Annotated in this window: 14 protein-coding genes; 3 read left to right on the top strand and 11 right to left on the bottom strand. The window is 54.3% G+C overall.

Translation table 11 applies throughout. The annotated features are described in order from the left end of the window. Position 1 precedes the first annotated feature (1 nt). From QWY82_RS00695 to QWY82_RS00650, 10 genes are all read right to left on the bottom strand, one after another. Positions 2-628 (bottom strand): ubiquinone biosynthesis accessory factor UbiJ, encoded by a 627-nt coding sequence (locus QWY82_RS00695; RefSeq protein ID WP_290259186.1) that lies wholly within the window; start codon positions 626-628, stop codon positions 2-4. Continuing rightward, on the bottom strand, positions 628-1,377 hold the full coding sequence (gene ubiE / locus QWY82_RS00690) for a bifunctional demethylmenaquinone methyltransferase/2-methoxy-6-polyprenyl-1,4-benzoquinol methylase UbiE (RefSeq protein ID WP_290259185.1): 750 nt from the start codon (positions 1,375-1,377) through the stop codon (positions 628-630). The genes QWY82_RS00695 and ubiE overlap by 1 nt, the downstream gene beginning before the upstream one ends. Before the next feature lie 135 nt (positions 1,378-1,512). After that, positions 1,513-4,617: an efflux RND transporter permease subunit gene (locus tag QWY82_RS00685; protein ID WP_290259184.1), complete on the bottom strand. Its 3,105-nt coding sequence runs from the start codon at positions 4,615-4,617 to the stop codon at positions 1,513-1,515. Between the two features lie 2 nt (positions 4,618-4,619). After that, entirely contained in the window at positions 4,620-5,801 is a 1,182-nt protein-coding gene (locus QWY82_RS00680; protein ID WP_290259183.1) for an efflux RND transporter periplasmic adaptor subunit, read from the bottom strand. Between the two features lie 32 nt (positions 5,802-5,833). Next, on the bottom strand, positions 5,834-6,208 hold the full coding sequence (locus tag QWY82_RS00675; protein ID WP_290259182.1) for a gamma-butyrobetaine hydroxylase family protein: 375 nt from the start codon (positions 6,206-6,208) through the stop codon (positions 5,834-5,836). Between the two features lie 138 nt (positions 6,209-6,346). After that, entirely contained in the window at positions 6,347-7,534 is a 1,188-nt protein-coding gene (locus QWY82_RS00670; RefSeq protein WP_290259181.1) for a methyl-accepting chemotaxis protein, read from the bottom strand. A 197-nt stretch (positions 7,535-7,731) separates the two neighbouring features. After that, a complete protein-coding gene (gene hslU, locus QWY82_RS00665) occupies positions 7,732-9,057 on the bottom strand; it encodes an ATP-dependent protease ATPase subunit HslU (RefSeq protein WP_290259180.1) in 1,326 nt (441 codons plus the stop codon). Positions 9,058-9,068: 11 nt separating this feature from the next. After that, a complete protein-coding gene (gene hslV / locus QWY82_RS00660) occupies positions 9,069-9,596 on the bottom strand; it encodes an ATP-dependent protease subunit HslV (protein ID WP_290259179.1) in 528 nt (175 codons plus the stop codon). An 80-nt stretch (positions 9,597-9,676) separates the two neighbouring features. Further along, complete coding sequence (locus QWY82_RS00655) at positions 9,677-10,312, bottom strand: SPOR domain-containing protein (protein ID WP_290259178.1); 636 nt, start codon at positions 10,310-10,312, stop codon at positions 9,677-9,679. Between the two features lie 91 nt (positions 10,313-10,403). Beyond that, the gene (locus QWY82_RS00650) at positions 10,404-12,599 is read right to left on the bottom strand and encodes a primosomal protein N' (protein ID WP_290259177.1); all 2,196 of its coding nucleotides are present in this window, start codon (positions 12,597-12,599) and stop codon (positions 10,404-10,406) included. Between the two features lie 164 nt (positions 12,600-12,763). On the opposite strand from QWY82_RS00650, the gene rpmE reads away from it, so the two are divergent. The 3 genes from rpmE (at position 12,764) to QWY82_RS00635 (ending at position 15,312) form a co-directional block, all read left to right on the top strand. Further along, a complete protein-coding gene (gene rpmE, locus QWY82_RS00645; protein ID WP_290259175.1) occupies positions 12,764-12,979 on the top strand; it encodes a 50S ribosomal protein L31 in 216 nt (71 codons plus the stop codon). A gap of 133 nt (positions 12,980-13,112) precedes the next feature. Next, a complete protein-coding gene (locus tag QWY82_RS00640; RefSeq protein ID WP_290259174.1) occupies positions 13,113-13,907 on the top strand; it encodes a thermonuclease family protein in 795 nt (264 codons plus the stop codon). A gap of 121 nt (positions 13,908-14,028) precedes the next feature. Further along, positions 14,029-15,312, top strand: coding sequence for a malic enzyme-like NAD(P)-binding protein (locus tag QWY82_RS00635; RefSeq protein WP_290259173.1), 1,284 nt, complete (start codon positions 14,029-14,031; stop codon positions 15,310-15,312). Between the two features lie 353 nt (positions 15,313-15,665). On the opposite strand, the gene QWY82_RS00630 is transcribed toward QWY82_RS00635, so the two are convergent. Then, on the bottom strand, positions 15,666-18,197 hold the full coding sequence (locus QWY82_RS00630) for a penicillin-binding protein 1A (RefSeq protein WP_290259172.1): 2,532 nt from the start codon (positions 18,195-18,197) through the stop codon (positions 15,666-15,668). Positions 18,198-18,329: the final 132 nt, after the last annotated feature.

Here is an 18,329-nt window from a genome sequence, read left to right as displayed (position 1 = left end):
ATTAGGCGGGTGAATTGTTTTGCTGAATTTTTCGGGCTAGGGCTTGCAACTTGGCCTCAAAGCGCTCGGTATTTTGCTGCAGACTTTCAACCTGTGAAGCGAAGTTTTCTAAGGCCACTTTGGTTGGCAGCAAGGCCAATTCTTCGCTTAGGTAGGGCTCGATATTGTCTTTGGTCTCGCGCAGGCGCGTTGTGACAAACCCCGCCGTTTTGCGCACCATCTTTGCTAGCGGGTTGGCGATTTCGTCGCCCGTATAGCTGGCCAGCCAGTCCTCCCAGTCGACATCTAAATTGGCAACAATATCGCGTAGGTTCAATAACAGGTTGGTTTGACCGGTGACGGTCACGCCGGTGCCGGAAAAATTAAAATTGTCCCCTGCCGCTAATGCCACCAGGTCTTTTAACCGACCGGAAATTTTACAGTGCACGGGCAAGTCGCAATGGGCTTGTAGGTCCAGTTGGTCGACGCGCGGGCAAATATAGACATTCAGCTCGGGTTGGCTAATCTGAACGTGCAAAATTTTCCCGGCAAGTTTTTGCAGCGCAATTTTACTCGCGGGGTCGTAGCGCAGTGCTTTATTGATTAGCGTTTCGGCCGCGGCAAGGGCGGCGACATTCAATTCCAGCATTAGGGTTTGATGCCCTTGTGCAGCGCGACGATACCGCCTGTCATGTTGTAAAACCGAGTTTCGGCAAAGCCGGCGTTTTGCATCATGGTTTTTAAGGTTTCTTGATCTGGATGCATGCGAATGCTCTCGGCCAGGTAGCGGTAAGACTCGCTGTCGTTGGCGATCAATTTACCCATGAAGGGCAAGATGCGGAAGGAGTAAGTGTCGTAGACTTTTTCCAGCAGGTTGTGGGTGGGCTTGGAAAATTCCAGCACCAACAAGCGCCCGCCGGGCTTTAAAATGCGCAGCATGGATTCCAGTGCTAGGTCTTTATCCGTGACGTTGCGCAGGCCGAAGGCGATGGTGATGCAGTCAAAGGTGTTGTCTGGAAATGGCAGGTATTGGGCGTCGGCTTGGGCGTATTGCACGTTGCCAACATCGCCGAGGTCGATCAATTTATCGCGCCCGACGCGCAGCATAGATTCATTGATATCGGCCAGAATGACCTGGCCCTCAGGGCCGACCAAACGGGCAAATTTGTGACTTAAGTCGCCGGTGCCGCCGGCGATATCGAGCACCTTGTCGCCGGGGCGAACGCCAGACAGCTCGATGGTAAAGCGTTTCCACAAGCGGTGAATACCGCCCGACATCACATCGTTCATCAGGTCGTACTTGGCCGCAACAGAGTGAAACACGCCGGCGACGCGCTTTGCCTTGTCTTCAACGGCAACCTGTTCAAAACCAAAGTGGGTGGTATTTTTCTCAGCCATGGGAATTCGCTTAAGTCTGTCAGTGGGCCAGATTCTACCTTGTTATCGGGCTTTTGTCGGCACAAAAGCTTGGTGGCAAGCCGCAAGCCGCAAGCCGCAGGCTTGTAGCTTGCAGCTCGGCTCTTAGCGTTGGCCTTAAGCTTGTGGCTTAAACTTCTCTCTCAGGGTTTGTATGCCCTGATAGAAAGAAGGCAATAGCACTGTGCCTATGAGTGTTGCGGCGAGCATGCCACACAAGACCGTTACCCCCAAGGACACCCGCGAGGCGGCACCGGCGCCCGTGGCGGTCACTAGCGGAATCACGCCGAGCACGAAAGACAGTGCCGTCATCAGCACGGCGCGAAAGCGCAGGCGCGCGGCGTTGGCCGCTGCCTCCAAAATGCTATCCCCTGCAGCGCGCTGCTCCACCGCGAATTCGACAATGAGAATGGCGGTTTTCGCCGCCAGGCCGATGAGCAGCACCATACCCACTTGGGCATAGACATCGTTGACCATGCCCGATAGGGATAAGCCCGCCAGCGCGCCGAAAATGGCGATGGGTACCGCGCCCAATACCGCGAAGGGGATGTTCCAGCTCTCATACTGCGCCACCAAAAAGAGGTAGACGAACAGAATCGCTAAGCCAAACAAAATGGGCGCTAGATTGCCGGCCTCCACTTCTTGCCGCGATTGGCCGGCCCACTCGAAGGCGTAGCCGTCGGGTAGCTGATCGGCCAGCAGTTGCATGGCTTGCAAGGCGTCGCCAGAGCTGTAGCCCGGTGCCGCCTCGCCGTTGATAGTGGCCGAGCGGAACATATTAAAGCGCGAAATCGACGTCGGCCCCTGCGCTGGGGTTAGCGTCGCTAACGTCGACAGCGGCACCATTTGCCCGTCTCGATTGCGCACGTAGAAGTGCAATAAATCCGACGGCTCTTGGCGGAATTGGCTCTCGGCCTGAATCATGACGCGGTAATTGCGGCCAAACTTGGAGAAGTCATTAATGTACAGCGAGCCGAGTTGCGCCTGCAGGGTCATGAAAATATCCGACAGTTGAATACCCATAGCCTTGGCTTTATTGCGGTCGACGTCCAAAAAGTATTGCGGCACGTTGGCGCGGAAGGTACTGAAGGCGTAGGCCAAATCTGCGCGCTGATTGGCGGAGTAGATTAGCCCTCCCATCACGGCAGCCAGCTCTTTCGAATCTCGACCTTGCGTATCTTGCAGCCTAAAGTCGAAACCTGAAGCGCTGCCTAAACCGGGCACGGGCGGCGGGTTGATCACCATCACTTGGGCATCGGGCAGCGCCCAAAGTTTGCCCTGTAACTTTTTCTGCAGCGTATCGGCGAATAGCGCCGGGTCCTCGCGCTTGGACCAGTGATCCAAAATGACTATGCCTAAGCCGCCGTTAGTGGCGCCGCCGCTCAGAATACTGAAACCCGATACCGTAATGAAATTGCGTACACCTGGTTCGTCCGCCACCCAGCCGGTAATTTTTTGCATGACTTCTTCGGTGCGATTGGCCGATGCCGCATCGGGCAACTGCACATCCACAAACAAGAAGCCTTGATCTTCATTGGGCACGAAGCCGGTGGGTGTGCTGGTAATTAACCAGTAGGTGCTGCCCAGTAATAACAGGGTAAATATACCCACCCGGCCGCCGCGCTTTAATAGCCAGCCGACGATGCCGGTGTAACCGGCGGTTGAGCGGTGGATTAATTTTTCCACCGGCGCCAGCCATTTAATCGGCGTCATGTGTTCTGGCTTTAGCAATACCGCGCACAGGGCTGGGCTCAAGGTGAGGGCGTTGATGGAGGAGATAAATACCGCCGAGGAAATAGTGACGGAGAATTGCTTGTAAATTTCTCCGGTAATGCCGGGCATAAAACCCACGGGTACAAATACTGCCATTAACACTAAGGTGGTGGCGATAATGGGCCCGGTAACTTGTTCCATGGCTTTTAGCGTGGCTTCGACGCCGCCTAGGTTTTCCTCTTTCATGATTCGCTCGACGTTTTCAATCACCACAATGGCGTCGTCCACCACCACGCCGATGGCGAGTACCAAGCCGAATAAAGTAATCGTGTTGATTGAATAGCCGAGTGCGTTCATCAGCGCAAAGGTGCCGATGAGTGAAACCGGAATGGCAATCGCGGGAATTAGCGTGGCGCGCCAATTTTGTAAAAACAAGAACACCACCAATATCACCAAGGCCACCGCAACAAACAAGGTCGAATAAACTTCGGCGATGGACTCGTTAATAAAATCTGTGGTGTCGTACAAAATCTCGTAGCGCACGCCGTCTGGCAGCATGGGTGCTAAGCGTGCCATTTCCGCGTGAATCGCCGCGGCAACCGAGGTGGCGTTGGCGTCGGATAGTTGATAGATGACCAGGAAGGCGGTGTCTTGGCCGTCGAGCTTCACCGCATTGCTATAGCTGCGCGAACCCATCTCTACTCGCGCCACATCTTTTAGGCGCAGGAAGCGGCCATCGGACTCGGCGCGAATAATGGTATCGGAAAACTGGGATGCGTCTTGCAGTCGGCCTTGGGTCTGAATGGTGTATTCAAACTGTTGCCCTGGAACAACGGGGCCGGCGCCCAGTTTGCCCGCCGCTACCACGGTATTCTGCTCGGCAATGGCCGCTTGAATATCGGATACCGTGACATCGAGGGCGTTCATTTTGGTGGGGTCTAACCAAACGCGCATGGCGTATTGGAAATCACCCATCACCTCGGCCTTGGCAACACCGGCGATGCGCGCCAAAGGTTCTTGCAAGTTGCTGATGGCGTAATTGGATAAAAATGTGGTGTCGAATTGCTCGCTTTCGCCGATCAAATTAATGCCCAACAACATGCTGGTGGATTGCTTCAGCGTTTGCACGCCGTCGCGCATGACTTCGGGCGGCAGTGAACTTTCCGCCAGCGAGGCGCGGTTTTTCACATTCACCTGCGCCATGTCGCCATCGACATCGGTTTTAAAGGTTACGGTGATGGTGGCGAGGCCGGAGTTGGAGGCCGTAGACTCCATAAACTCCATGCCTTCAACGCCGTTAATTTGCTCTTCCAGCGGGCGTAGCACGGTTTCCTCAACCACGTTGGCAGAGGCGCCAGGATAGGTGGCAGTCACCTGAATTTGCGTGGGCGCAATTTCCGGGTAGAGGTTAACGGGCAGCGTCATTAGCGACAGCGAACCGGCCAGCGTAATGACAATGGAAATCACAAAGGCGAATTTAGGCCGATGTATAAAAAATTTGCTGATCATGGTTAACCCTCTTGGCTGGCGGCGGGGGCAGTGCTCTCGCTAACTGCGCCAGTTTTAGGGTCTACGACTTTTACCGTGGGCGCGACAAGGGCGCCCGCTCTGACTTTTTGCAGGCCTTCGACGATAACCTGCTCGCCCGCTTCAAGGCCCGATTCAACCACCCACATGGCGCCGAAGCGCTGGCCCAGTTTGGCAAAGCGCTGAGCGACTTTTTGTTCGCTATCGACCACCAGCACAAAGGTGCCCTGTTGGTTTTCCTGCACCGCAGCTTGCGGAATTAACGCGCGGGTTTCTTTGATTTGGCTCTCTACTAAGAGCGTGGTGTATAAACCGGGTAGTACAGTGTGATCAGGGTTGTCGAACACGGCGCGCAGGCTCACGGTGCCAGTGGTGGCATCGACCTTAGTGTCGGCAAAATCTAATTCGCCCAGGGCGTCGTGCAGGGTTTTATTCGGTAGCATTAATTTTAAGGTGTAAAGTTTTTCGGTGGCCTGTGATTTTGCCCGCTCTTGTAGATAGGCTGTGTAGCTGGCTTCTTCGAGTTGAAAGTTAACTTTGATTTTGTCGATATTCACCAGTGTGGCGAGCGTGCCTTTGTTGGGCCCAACGGTGTTGCCCACGCTGTAAATGGATTTGCCGATTTGGCCGGCGAAGGGTGCCACAATGCGGGTATAACTTAAATTAATTTCGGCGGCTTCTACCGCTGCTTCAGCGGCTAGCACGGCGGCATCTGCTTGCTGTTTATTGGAGGTCAGTTTGTCGAGATCCGACTGGGATATAAAGCCTTGGGGAGCCAATTCAGCGCCGCGCTTTAAATCGCGCTCAGAGCGATCTTTCTCGGCGATACGGGCGGCTAGCTCGGCCTTGGCTTGAGATAACTGCGCCTTGTAGGTGTCTTGATTAATTTCGAACAAAACTTGATCTTTGGCGACTATGCCGCCCTCTTGGAAATTTTTCTTTTCCAGCGTTCCCTCCACCCGGGCGATTAATTGCACCTCGGAGTAGGCCTCGGTGCGCGCGACGAACTCGCGGCTGCCGCCAATGTCTTGGGCCGATACCACCACCACGGTTACCGCCGGTGGCGGCGCCTTTGGTGGCTCTGCCTTTTGTCCGCAAGCGGTGAGGGCCAATGCGGCAGCGGTCGATAGCCAAAGGCTGCGTTGGAGTGACGGTAGCAGGGTCATGATGTGCGTCCTTGTCTTAACAAAATGGATGATTAATTAATAAATTTTACGACGCTGGTATCAGGGTCGCGGGTTTTTTGCGCCGAGTGAAGTTGGGCTAGGTAATCTTGCCAGCGCTGAGGGTATTGGCTGGCCAGTTCGTATAAGTAGGACCAGGTGTAAATACCTGAATCGTGGCCGTCGCTAAACACGAGTTTAAGGGCGTAGCTACCTACCGGTTCGACTTTTTTAAGTTCAACAAGCCGCTTGCCGAATTGCAATTTTGCCTGCCCTGGGCCGTGGCCTTTGACTTCCGCTGAGGGCGAGGAGATGCGCAGGTATTCTGCCGACAGTTGGTAGCTTTGCTGATTAAACACGAGCTCAAGTTGGTTGGAGCCTTTATGGTGTTTGATTTTTTCAGGAATCATAATCCGCTGCTACTAACGCAAAGTTTGCGCGAGTATAGCAAAATCTGGCGTCAGCCCTACTGCTTGCTGTTCGAAACCTGAGTTTCAGAGGTTCCCTAGGTTTTCGCAGCCGATGGCGCAGCGCTAAGGCCGCCGCACCTAAATACAGATTTGGTTCAGTGCTTGATCAACTTTTTGCGCCTCTTCCAACTGGGCGAAGGCTTGTGATGACGTGGTTTTTAATCGTTGGCACACGCCCTTACTGACGTCGTTGATATGGTTCATGCGTGTGTTAATGGTGTTGGTGGCATCTTGTTGTTGTTGTGTGCCGGTTGCAATTTGGTGGGTTAGGTCATTGACAATACGGGTGGATTCGCGCGCTTTGGTAATGACTTTTTCCATGGCAAGGCTTTGCTGCAAGCTCGATTCACTCAACTCGCGGCAGTTGGCGATACCCGACACCGCGTGGTTGGCGCTGGCCTGTAGGTCGGCCACGGTTTTTTGAATTTGCACGGTGGACTCCTGAGTTCTGTGCGCTAACGCCCGCACTTCGTCTGCCACTACGGCAAAACCACGGCCTTGCTCTCCGGCGCGCGCCGCTTCAATAGCGGCGTTGAGGGCCAATAAATTGGTTTGTTCGGCAATGCCGCCAATCACTTCCAGCACTGTGCCAATTTCTGCGCTTTGGTGTTTGAGATGATCTATGTCTTGGGCGATGGTTTGAATATTACTGCTTAAGGTCTGCACGGAATCTCGGCTAGCGCTGTAGGCCTTGGTGCCCTCGGTTAGGTACTCCACCGTTGTGCCCGCGGCGTCACTGATTTCTTGGCCTCGCTGTGAGAGCGCCTGTGAGGCGGCGGCCACTTGGTGGATGACAGCCGTGACTTGCTCTATGTCGTGGGTTTCGCTGTCCACCTCTTTGGAGGTGGTATCCATGGATTGCACCAAGGTCTGCGAAAAACCCGCTAGTTGGCGCGACGCTATGCGAACATCTTCCATAATTTGCCGCAGGTGCTCGACAAAATCAGATAACAGGTGAGCCGCGAAGCTGAGCTCGTCGTCTCTGTCATCCTTTAGAGACGAAGAGGGAGCCTTGTTCGGGTCTGCGACTAGCACTAAAAACTCCGCCATCGCGTTGAGCCGGCTGGTGACGCGGGTGTGCATGAGAAAAGTTGCGCTAGTAATGAGTGCCAGCGCCATGCCGGCAAGGCACACGAGTAGCGTGGTTTTGCTAGGGTTTGCCGACATCAACAGGGCGCAAGCGAGCAGGTAGACGAATGCAATTGCACTAGTGACCATAATTGTGAGTTTGGTCAGGCTTTGGCCCTTATGGGTACGGCGATGCATGGCGCTACCTTTCGTTGAGATACTTGCAACAGTGTAGACAGCTCACAGCTTTCTACGCTCAGGTCAGGTTAGCGGCTTGGGCGAGGGATACTTTAGTTGTCAGGCGCGGTGTGAATGAGAGAATGGGCAAGCGGCTAAACGGGGAACGGAGACCCAGTTACCGAGTCTCCGTCTGATTGTCGTATTTATGCTTGGCACTAGAGGATAAAACGGCTGAGGTCTTCATCCTGCGCCAGTGCGCCCAGTTGCGAATCGACGAAGGCACCATCGATGGTGACAGCCTTGGCTTGGCTGCCGGCCTCGAAGGAAATCTCTTCAATGAGCTTTTCAATCACCGTGTGCAGCCTTCTTGCGCCGATATTCTCGGTGCGCTCGTTGACCTGATAGGCGGTCTCGGCGATGCGCCTAATGCCGTCTGGCGTAAATGTGATCTCGACGCCCTCGGTGGCCATCAGCGCTTTTTGTTGCTCGGTGAGCGACGCGGTTGGCTCGGTCAGAATGCGTTCGAAGTCTTCCGGGGTTAGAGCTTTTAGCTCGACCCGAATCGGCAGCCGGCCTTGCAGCTCGGGAATCAGGTCCGAGGGTTTGGAGAAGTGAAAGGCGCCGCTGGCGATAAATAAAATATGGTCGGTTTTAATCATGCCGTGCTTGGTGGACACAGTGCTACCCTCGATTAAGGGCAGAAGGTCGCGCTGTACGCCCTCGCGCGATACATCGGCGCCACTGGTGCCGCCGCGCTTGGCTACCTTGTCAATCTCATCGATAAAGACGATGCCGTTTTGCTCGGCCGCCTCGATGGCTTGAGCTTTCAATTCTTCTTCGTTGACCATTTTTGCCGCTTCTTCATCGCACAATTGCTTGAAGGCTTGCTTGACGGTCATCTTGGCCTTTTTCTTCTTGTCTTTGCCCATCGAGGAAAACATATTTTGCAGCTGGCTGGTCATTTCCTCCATGCCCGGCGGCGCCATAATTTCCACGCCTACTTTGGTAGCGGCGACGTCGATATCGATTTCTTTGTCGTCGAGCTGGCCTTCGCGTAATTTTTTGCGGAAAATTTGCCGCGTGCCCGAATCAGTTTTTGACTCGGCCTCGCCTTCAGCATTGCGCGCTGGCGGCAGCAACACATCGAGAATACGTTCTTCGGCGGCTTCTTCGGCGCGGTATTTAACTTTTTCTTGGGCCTGCTCGCGGTACATCTTGATAGAGACGTCGACTAAGTCGCGCACGATCGAATCCACATCGCGGCCAACATAGCCCACTTCGGTAAACTTGGTGGCTTCCACTTTTACGAAGGGGGCGTTGGCGAGCTTGGCTAAGCGCCGTGCTATTTCAGTTTTACCCACGCCGGTTGGCCCAATCATTAAAATATTTTTGGGCGTGACTTCAGGGCGCAAATCGTCATTGAGCTGCATCCGGCGCCAGCGGTTGCGCAGGGCAATAGCGACGGCGCGCTTGGCATCTTTTTGGCCAACGATATGGCGGTCGAGTTCGTGAACAATTTCGCTTGGCGTCATATTGGACATAATTGGGCTCGCTACTTCTGGCTTAATTCTTCAATGGTCAGGTGGTTATTGGTAAACACACAAATACTGCCGGCTATTTGCAGGCCTTGTTCGACGATGGTTTTGGCGTCTAATTCGGTGTTATCGAGCAGTGCCCGCGCCGCGGCTTGGGCGAAGGGGCCACCGGAGCCGATGGCGATGAGGTCGTCCTCAGGCTGAATCACGTCGCCATTGCCGGTGATAATCAAGGAGGCGTCTTTATCGGCCACGGCTAGCAAGGCTTCGAGCCGGCGCAAGGCGCGATCAGTGCGCCAATCTTTGGCCAGTTCTACCGCGGCGCGGACCAACTGCCCATTGTGGGCCTCGAGCTTGGCTTCAAAGCGCTCGAACAGGGTGAATGCATCGGCCGTACCGCCGGCAAAGCCTGCGAGCACTTGGTTGTTGTACAGGCGGCGGACCTTGCGGGCATTGCCTTTCATGACGGTGTTGCCAAGGGAAACTTGGCCGTCGCCGCCAAGCACGACGGTGCCGTTGCGGCGCACAGAAAGAATGGTTGTCACGGGAAGTCCTTCAGGTTAATGCTGAGTGTGAACTTCCTAGGTGGGGGTGGTTGATCGGTAATTCAACCTAACTAGCCTTTCTAGCCAGCTTTGCGTTTAAGTAACAGCGTGTCGAACCGATTGGATACCAAGGTGCTGCGCGCATTGGCCATGGCCGATGAGTTAGTGAAGGGGCCAACAATAACGCGGTGCCAAGTTTCACCGCTTTTTACCGTGACCTTTTCGACTTTGGCATCCATGTTGAGCAGAATCAGTTTGGCTCTCACGCTGTCGGCGTCTTCGGATTTTCTAAACGAACCAACTTGCAGCAAATACTCTACCTTGTCGGTGCTTTGTTGCTCTAGTTGCTTGCGTGTTTCCTCTGGCGTTTCTACCACAACTTCGCTTTCTTCGAGCAGCTTATAAAAGTCAAAACGGGGCTTGGGCACGGCTTTTTCAGGTTCTTTTGCCTGGGGCGCAGTGGCCACTTTGGCTGGTTTGGCCTTGCTCGGCGGTTGATCCGATAAGTACACCAAAAACATCACGAACGCGCCTAGGACCGCACCGGTAAACAGCCATACCCAGCCGGGTACGTCAGATTTTTTCTTGCTCGGTTGTTTGCGGCGTTTGCGGTTGGCGAAGTCTTGGGTCATGGCTCTGATTACAACAAAAGGTGGGCCGGCATTGTAAAGGAATGTTGGCGCCGTGCCCATGGGCGCCATGCATTTGGGCGCCATGCATATGGGCGCCATGTGTTCGGGTATGTGCTTGCTCTACTCGTCGCGCCTTGAGCCCAACTTAAGTTCGACGCGAGTGGTGTGCTTTGGGTTAATGGGTTTCTTGCGGATCGACATCTAGGTTCCAGCGCACCCGTCTGCTCAAGGCCATTTGTTCTATTTGCGCCAGCCATTGCGGTAGAAATTGCTGGAGTTGAGCGCGCGAGCTGGCCTGTAACTGCAGTAAAAAGCGGAATCTATCCTGGCGCTTTTCCATGCTTGCAGGCAATGGCCCTAAATAACGAAATTGCGGGCTTGGCGCTTGTAAGCCTTCGGCTTTAGCGCGCGCCTGCTGTAAAAATTGCAGTGCGTTTTCAGGCCGTTTTGATTCAGCGCGCAAAATCACCATAAAACTGAAGGGCGGTAGTTCCACCACCTGGCGCTCGCGCAATAAGCAATCGGCCAAGGCGCCGTAACCTTGGTTGAGCAGAAGCTGCAAGTAGGGGTGATCGGTGTGGTGGCTTTGCAGTAGCACTTGGCCTTGCAAGGCTTCGCGTCCGGCGCGGCCGGCCACTTGAATGATGAGCTGCGCCATTTTTTCGGTGGCGCGAAAATCGGCGGAAAATAAACCGCCGTCGGCCTCTAAAATCACCACGGTCGAGACCTTGGGAAAGTGGTGCCCCTTGGCCAGCATTTGGGTGCCTACTAAGACACAGGGCTCACCGGTGGCAATTTGATCGAGCATGCTGTTGAGCTGCTTGTGCGAACGGGTGGAATCTCGGTCTATGCGCAAGATGGGTGTGTGGGGCAGCAGCTTGCTGAGAAATTCCTCGGTGCGCTCGGTGCCTTGGCCTATGTGCTGCAGCTCTGGTGCCTTGCAGTCAGGGCATTGTTGCGGCACGCGACGCTGGTGATCGCAGTGGTGGCAGTGCAGGTGGTAGGGTTGGCGGTGCAGTGTCATGCGCGCATCGCAGCGCGGGCACTTCGCCTGCCAGCCGCAAAAGTGGCACATGATCACGGGGGCAAAACCGCGCCGATTGATAAATACCAGTGCTTGCTCGCCCTTGGCTACCGCGCCTTTGATGGCCGCTAAGCTCTGGCTGGCAAGGCCTTCCTGCAACTGCTGGGCGCGTATGTCCACAGGGATGATGCGCGTGCTGTGTTCGCTGGCGGCTTGTTTACTGAGCTTCAAATGTTGATAGCGGCCGCTGCGGGTATTGCTAAGGCTTTCCAGCGACGGCGTAGCACTGCCCATGAGCAGAGGAATATGTAGTTGATGGGCGCGGTAAACGGCGAGATCGCGCGCGGAATAGCGAAAACCTTCCTGCTGTTTGTATGAATTATCGTGCTCCTCATCGACGATAATAATGCCGGGGTGTTTGAGTGGCGTAAACACGGCCGAGCGGGTGCCGATAATAATGCGATCCAAGCCGGCTCTGGCGCGCAGCCAAGCAGAGTTTCTACCGCCGTCGGCCACGCCGGAATGCAAAATACCCACGGGCACATTAAAGCGGCGCTGAAAGCGTGCGACGGTTTGCGGTGTTAAGCCTATTTCTGGCACCAGCACGAGGGCTTGCCGGCCTGCTTCCAGCTGTTGGGCAATGGCTTGCAGATAAACTTCGGTTTTGCCGCTGCCGGTAACGCCATCCAGCAGGCTGGTGGAAAAGCCGGTGGGCTTAATGGCCTTGAGTGCGGCGCTTTGTTCTTGATTCAACGTGAGCGCCAACTCACTTAGCGGGCCATTAAATGTCTGTGTTTCGGCTATTTCTATGGCTTCGACTAGCTGCTTGTCGCCGAGTGCCTTGAGGATGGCGCGGCTGAAGCCGGCCTGCTCTATGTCGGCCGGGGTTCTGGCGCCAGCCCGTAAAAAGGTGAGTAAATTGGCTTGTTTCTTAGCCCCTTTGGGCGCGCCTTCGGGTAAGCCCAGGCCTTGCACGGTGATTTGCCAGCGGGTCTCTGTGGCCAGCGCCGCTTGCTCGCCGGCGCGTAGCAAGGCCGGTAGCGCTGCGTGCAGTACCTCGCCGACCGGGTGTTGGTAGTAGTTAGCAGCCCACAGGCACAGCTGTAAAAGGGCGGTATCGAACAAGGGTTGGCTATCAATTAACGCCAATACTGGCTTGAGTTTTTCGACCGGTAGATCGGAGCTTTGTGGCAATTCGGTGATAATGCCGACTAACTGTTGTTGGCCGAAGGCTACTTGTACCCGTTGGCCAGGCGCGGCCGGGCCAACGCTGCGAGGTAACAAATAGTCGAACTGGCGCCGCAATGGACTTGGCACAGCGACGCGGATGATGGTGTGTTCTGGCATGAAAGAGGGTTTTGCGCCGTGGCGACCTGTTGAAAAATTACACAATAGCGCTTGTCAGGCGGATGGATTCTGGTAGTATGCGCGATCCTTGAAACCGCTAACATTAACCTTTGTGCGGTGCCCGGCACAAGATCGGGTGGCGGCACACACTGGGAAACTTCGAAATGAAAGCTGATATCCATCCAAATTACGTACCTGTAGTTGCAAGCTGCAGCTGCGGTAACAAAATCGAAACAGCCTCAACACTGGGTCAAGACTTCCATGTTGATATCTGTTCAGAATGTCACCCATTCTACACCGGTAAGCAGAAAGTTGCCGACACCGGTGGTCGTATCGACCGCTTCAAGAAGCGTTTCGCTGGCCGTGGCACTGCCAAATAAGCTAAGCGTTTACGTGTTGAAAAAGCCGCGCATGTCGCGGCTTTTTTGTGCCTGCTCGCTTTGTCGCCGAGGCTTGGACCCAAGCTGGTGAAATTGGTTTAAGCTCAATAGCAATAAAAATTGAGGGCTGAAGATGCAGGTAAGGCTGTTGTTGGGCACATTGCTTTTGGCTGGTGAAGCGCTGGCTAGTGAGGTTTGGCCAAGTTGCTTCGCGCCAGACATCGTAAAAGGCTTGGAGCCGGTGGAGGTAGCACGGGTATACGACGGCGATACGGTGCAACTGGTAGACGGTCGCAAGGTGCGATTGCTCAATATCAACACCCCAGAGTTGGATCACAAAGGCGGCGTTGATCAGGCCTATGCCCGAGAGGCTACAGAGCAAGCCAGGCAGTGGTTGAACTCGCGCGATCGGCTGTTTCTCGTTTTTGATCGCGAGCACCAAGACCGCTACGGTCGCTGGCTGGCGCACCTGCTAGACGGCAAAGGGCAAAGTTTGGCTGAACATCTATTGATAAAAGGCCTAGCTGTGCCCCTAGCTGTGCCACCCAATTTGGCACACGCCGCTTGTTATTTTAACCTCGCGAGCGAGCCGAAAGCTGGCAAAGTGGGTGTTTGGGCCGCCAACCAAGCCATCGCCGCACGGCACTTATCCCGCGCTGGTTTTCAGCGTGTTAGCGGGAAAGTTTCCAAAATCACTAAAACCCGCGCCGGCGATTACTGGCTCGAGCTAGATGGCGTGTTAGCGATTCAGATTAAAAAGCATGACCTCGAATACTTCGACGATTTTCCTGCTGGCTTTGACGTGGCGAATCAGATTGAAGTTGAAGGTTGGGTTGTGGACCGTTCTAACACATCCGATCATCTACAAAAGGGTTACACGCCTTGGAAGTTGCAGGTGCGCACGCCTTATGCTCTTCGCGTGAACTAGCCTTAAGAAACATTCTAGATCTTATCTGCAGCGCGCTTGAGGGGGGTAAGGCAAGCCTGTATCCTTGCGCTCCCTACGAGAGATCACAATTAAAAAAACTACAAAATTGGCGGTTGCAACCATGTCCGAGTTATCAGCATCAGGAGAGTCGCGTAAAAAAGCGGCACTTGATTACCATGCTTTTCCGGTTCCGGGAAAGTTGAGTATAGAGTTGTCCAAACCTGCGGAAACGCAGGAAGATTTATCTTTAGCATACAGCCCCGGTGTGGCTGAGCCAGTGCGCGAAATTGCGAGAGATCCAGAGAATGCCTACCGATATACAGGTAAAGGTAATCTTGTCGCTGTTATCTCTGATGGCAGTGCAATTTTGGGCCTTGGTAATTTAGGGCCTTTGGCCTCGAAACCGGTTATGGAAGGCAAGTGCCTGTTATTTAAACGCTTCGCCGGTATTAACTCGATCGATTTGGAAGTGTCATCGGATAGCCCGCAGGCATTTATCGATACCGTTGCCAATATTGCCCTGAGTTTTGGCGGTATTAATCTCGAAGATATTAAGGCGCCTGAGTGCTTTGAGATTGAGCGCATACTAAAAGAGTTGTGCGATATTCCGGTGTTTCACGACGATCAACACGGCACCGCCATTGTCACCACGGCAGGTTTGTTGAACGCTTTGGAAATACAAGATAAATCTATCACTGAGGTCAGAATCGTGTGCTTGGGTGCCGGCGCTGCCGCCACTGCCTGTTGCAATTTAATGATATCGGCCGGCGCGCGACGAGAAAACATCACCATGCTCGATAGCAAGGGTGTGATTCACGCCGAGCGCGATGATATCAATGAATACAAGGCGCAGTTTGCCAATCAAACCCACCTACGCACGCTCGATGATGCCATCGAAGGCGCCGATGTGTTTCTCGGTGTATCTGGCCCAGATCTGTTGAGCGCCGAGCAGCTGGCGAAAATGGCGGCAAGGCCTATTGTGTTCGCCTGCTCTAACCCCGACCCGGAAATTGCGCCCGAGCTGGCTCATCAGGTGCGTCAGGATTTGATTATGGCGACGGGCCGGTCGGATTATCCTAATCAAGTTAACAATGTCTTGTGTTTCCCGTTTTTGTTTCGTGGCGCTTTGGATGTGCGGGCGCGCATCATCAATGAGGCGATGAAATTAGCCGCGGTTGAGGCTATTCGCAGCATTGCAAAAGAGACGGTGACAGACGATGTCAGCAAAGCCTATGGCGGCGCGGCACTGAGCTTTGGCCCGGAGTATATTATTCCCAAGCCTACCGATGCGCGTTTGTTGGGTCGAGTCGCAGCGGCGGTGGCTCAAGCTGCGGTGGATACCGGCGTTGCTCACTTACCCTTTCCTGCGCACTACCCACTGGGTGGGCTCCAGGATGTAAAGTGAGATTGCGGCAGCGCCAGGGTTTTATAAAAAGGGACATGCGCCCAAGGCTGTCTCACAAAAACGACGCGATCATCGGTAGGTTTTAAGCCCCACAATAGAATCGACATCTCGGCGTATGCTTGGGCGTGAGTTTGGTGCCCGCACTAGCGACACGATGTGAATACGTCCATCTAGTCTCAACACTCGCCCCTCGGCACCGGCCCACAATGACACATTGTGGGCCTTGCTAGCGCGGCAAAGCATGCTTTTCTATCAGCGATCTGATCCCATGCGGGTGACGGTCGCTAGTAGCGGCACCAAGCTCTCCCGCGACATGACTAAGGGCAGTAATGGCTTGCGCTCTTGTTGTTGGTTTAAAACAGCTCCTCCGGCAAGGTTTCGTCGCTTTCGTCCAAGGATTCTTGCTGCGAGTGGGTAGCGTCTGACTCCTCGGGTGCATTCTCTACTTTGAATATTTCAAATATCGCACCGCTACTGCCTGGCTGTGCGCGTTTACCGGTTTTTGGGTCGATGCGTACCGTGATAATGCCATCGGGTTGACGGCGGTGCGCTTCGGGCATGCCATCGAGTGCGATGCTCATAAAGTCGATCCACACCGGCAGTGCGGCGGAGCCGCCGTATTCGCGCCGACCCAAATTGAAGTTTTGATCGAAGCCGAGCCAGGCTGTGGCCACCAATTGGTGGTTGTAGCCGGAGAACCAAGCATCCCTAGGGCCGTTGGTGGTCCCGGTTTTACCCGCTAAATCGTCGCGACCAAGGGCCATGGCTTTTTTACCTGTGCCTTTTTTCACCACGTCGCGCAGCATCGAGTCGATGATAAAGGCGTCGCGTTCATCGAGAATTCGCTTGGCTAGCCTGACTGGTTTGGTCGCTGTCATATCGACGGCTGGGGGCTCACTCGGTGCTGTTTCGGCCAGTAAGTCGTCTAGTGTTTCGGCCTCGTCCTCAGTAGTTTCTATCTCTGTTTCGACCTCTTCTTTTTGCTTATGGGCGAGTCGCTCTGGGCAAAGGCGGCAGGCCACCAAGGGGTTTTCTTCAAAAATGAGGTCGCCTTTGACATCGGCAATCGATTTCACTAGGTAGGGCTCTACGCGGAAACCACCGTTGGCAAACACGGCGTAGCCCGTGGCAATTTGTAGCGGCGTGACAGCGTGGCTGCCCAGCGCTAGGGATAGGTCGCGCGGTAGTTTGCCGGTGTCGAAACCAAAGCGCGCCATTTTTTCGATGGTGGGTCGGATGCCCATTGAGCGCAGGATACGAATGGAAACTAAATTGCGCGATTGATATAGCGCCTGACGCATTCTCGTCGGGCCTAGAAATTGGCCGCTGTCATTTTCGGGGCGCCAGGTGCCTTCAAGGCTGGCGTCTTCGAACACGATGGGGGCGTCATTGATCAGCGTCGCCGGGGTGAAGCCGCTTTCGAGTGCCGCGGTATAAATAAAGGGTTTAAAGCTCGAGCCGGGCTGGCGCTCCGCTTGTACGGCTCGGTTGAAGTGGCTTTGACGGAAATCGAAGCCGCCCACCAAGGACACAATAGCGCCATCTTCTGGGTTGAGCGCAACCAGCGCCGATTGCGCCGCGGGCACTTGGGATAGCTGCCATTGCTGGTCTGATTGGGGCAGTAGTCTAACCAAGTCGCCCTCGCTCAGAATTTGGCTTGCCTTGGTCGGCGGCGAGCCTACGCGGTCTTCATTGATGTAACGCTGTGCGCTCGCCAATCCCTGTTCCCACTCCAAGGTAATGTTGTTGCCATCGCCGAGCAGCGCCGTGGCGCTTTGTTCGAATACTTCGGTGATAATGGCTGGCTGTAATCCGCCTAAAACAGGGATTTTATTCAACTCTTCCAGATAGGCCTTTTGCCGCTCCTCGGGTTCGCTGATGTTGTCATTGAGCTTTATGGTCTTTTCCGGGCCACGATAGCCGTGCCTAGAATCATAGGTAAGTAACCCGCTAACCACGGCCTTCTGAGCCGTTTCCTGCAGTTTGGTGTCGATAGTGGTGTAAACCTTGAGGCCATCGCTATAGGCGTCCTCGCCGTAAAAGTCGATCACCTGTTGGCGCGCGACCTCCGCCACGTAAGGCGAACTTAAATCCAGCGCTAACTCGTGGAAGCGAGCGCTTAGTGGGGTGTTTAGCGCCTCGGTGTACTGCGCCTGATTGATTTTGCCTAGCTCTAACATGCGCCCGAGAATCCAATTTCTTCGAATTGTGGCTCTGGGCGGGTTGGCGATTGGGTTGTAGCGCGATGGTGCTTTGGGCAGGCCGGCAATCATAGCCAGTTGCGCGAGGTTAAGTTGGTCTATGCTCTTACCGTAGTAAACTTGAGACGCGGCCTCGATACCGTAGGCTCGATTACCTAAGTAAATTTTGTTGACGTATAGCTCTAAAATTTCTGGTTTTGAGAGTTCGTTCTCAATTTTGATCGCCAGCAAAATTTCGTTCGCTTTGCGCAGGAAGGTTTGATCAAAGGTAAGGAAGAAATTGCGCGCCACCTGCATGGTGATGGTGCTGCCCCCCCCTTGAATCTGCCCTGTTTGCAATATTTGTGAAGCTGCTCTCAAAAGTCCTTTAATGGACACGCCGTGATGTTTGTAGAATTGGTCGTCTTCGGCGGCGAGTATGGCGTCGATATACGCCTGAGGGATCTGATCGTAGCGAATGGGGCTGCGACGCTTCTCGCCAAACTCACCGATTAGCTTGCCGTCTGCAGAGTAAATGCGCAGCGGTGTTTGGAATTTTATCTGCCTAAGTGCCTCAACAGAGGGGAGTTTTGGGCTCAGATAGAGGTATAGCCCGCCTGTCGAGAGGGCTGTGGCGCTGATTCCGGCCAGTAGTAGCCAGCAAATTAGGCGAACTGTGCGGTAGTTCTTGGATATTTTTTCCATAGGAATTAGTAGCTTAGGTGGCCTTGTCAATTTGCCCGCCATTATACGGGCTTTTACGGGCTTTACATATTGCCACTATTGTTGCAGGCTTAAGTTAAAGTGCTATAACATAACTTGTCTGTAAGTTACGGA

Source organism: Simiduia curdlanivorans, from assembly GCF_030409605.1.
In the GTDB taxonomy this organism is placed as follows: Bacteria; Pseudomonadota; Gammaproteobacteria; order Pseudomonadales; family Cellvibrionaceae; genus Simiduia; species Simiduia curdlanivorans.
The sequence above is the reverse complement of the archived record's forward strand: the minus strand, read 5'-3'. Positions and strand labels throughout refer to the sequence as shown.

Coding starts and splice junctions, on each gene's coding strand:
- ubiE (WP_290259185.1), bottom strand. CDS start 1,377: ATGGCTGAGAAAAATACCACCCACTTTGGTTTTGAACAGGTTGCCGTT.
- QWY82_RS00670 (WP_290259181.1), bottom strand. CDS start 7,534: ATGCATCGCCGTACCCATAAGGGCCAAAGCCTGACCAAACTCACAATT.
- QWY82_RS00675 (WP_290259182.1), bottom strand. CDS start 6,208: ATGATTCCTGAAAAAATCAAACACCATAAAGGCTCCAACCAACTTGAG.
- QWY82_RS00695 (WP_290259186.1), bottom strand. CDS start 628: ATGCTGGAATTGAATGTCGCCGCCCTTGCCGCGGCCGAAACGCTAATC.
- QWY82_RS00630 (WP_290259172.1), bottom strand. CDS start 18,197: ATGGAAAAAATATCCAAGAACTACCGCACAGTTCGCCTAATTTGCTGG.
- QWY82_RS00650 (WP_290259177.1), bottom strand. CDS start 12,599: ATGCCAGAACACACCATCATCCGCGTCGCTGTGCCAAGTCCATTGCGG.
- QWY82_RS00640 (WP_290259174.1), top strand. CDS start 13,113: ATGCAGGTAAGGCTGTTGTTGGGCACATTGCTTTTGGCTGGTGAAGCG.
- QWY82_RS00680 (WP_290259183.1), bottom strand. CDS start 5,801: ATGACCCTGCTACCGTCACTCCAACGCAGCCTTTGGCTATCGACCGCT.
- QWY82_RS00685 (WP_290259184.1), bottom strand. CDS start 4,617: ATGATCAGCAAATTTTTTATACATCGGCCTAAATTCGCCTTTGTGATT.
- rpmE (WP_290259175.1), top strand. CDS start 12,764: ATGAAAGCTGATATCCATCCAAATTACGTACCTGTAGTTGCAAGCTGC.
- QWY82_RS00635 (WP_290259173.1), top strand. CDS start 14,029: ATGTCCGAGTTATCAGCATCAGGAGAGTCGCGTAAAAAAGCGGCACTT.
- QWY82_RS00655 (WP_290259178.1), bottom strand. CDS start 10,312: ATGGCGCCCAAATGCATGGCGCCCATGGGCACGGCGCCAACATTCCTT.
- hslU (WP_290259180.1), bottom strand. CDS start 9,057: ATGTCCAATATGACGCCAAGCGAAATTGTTCACGAACTCGACCGCCAT.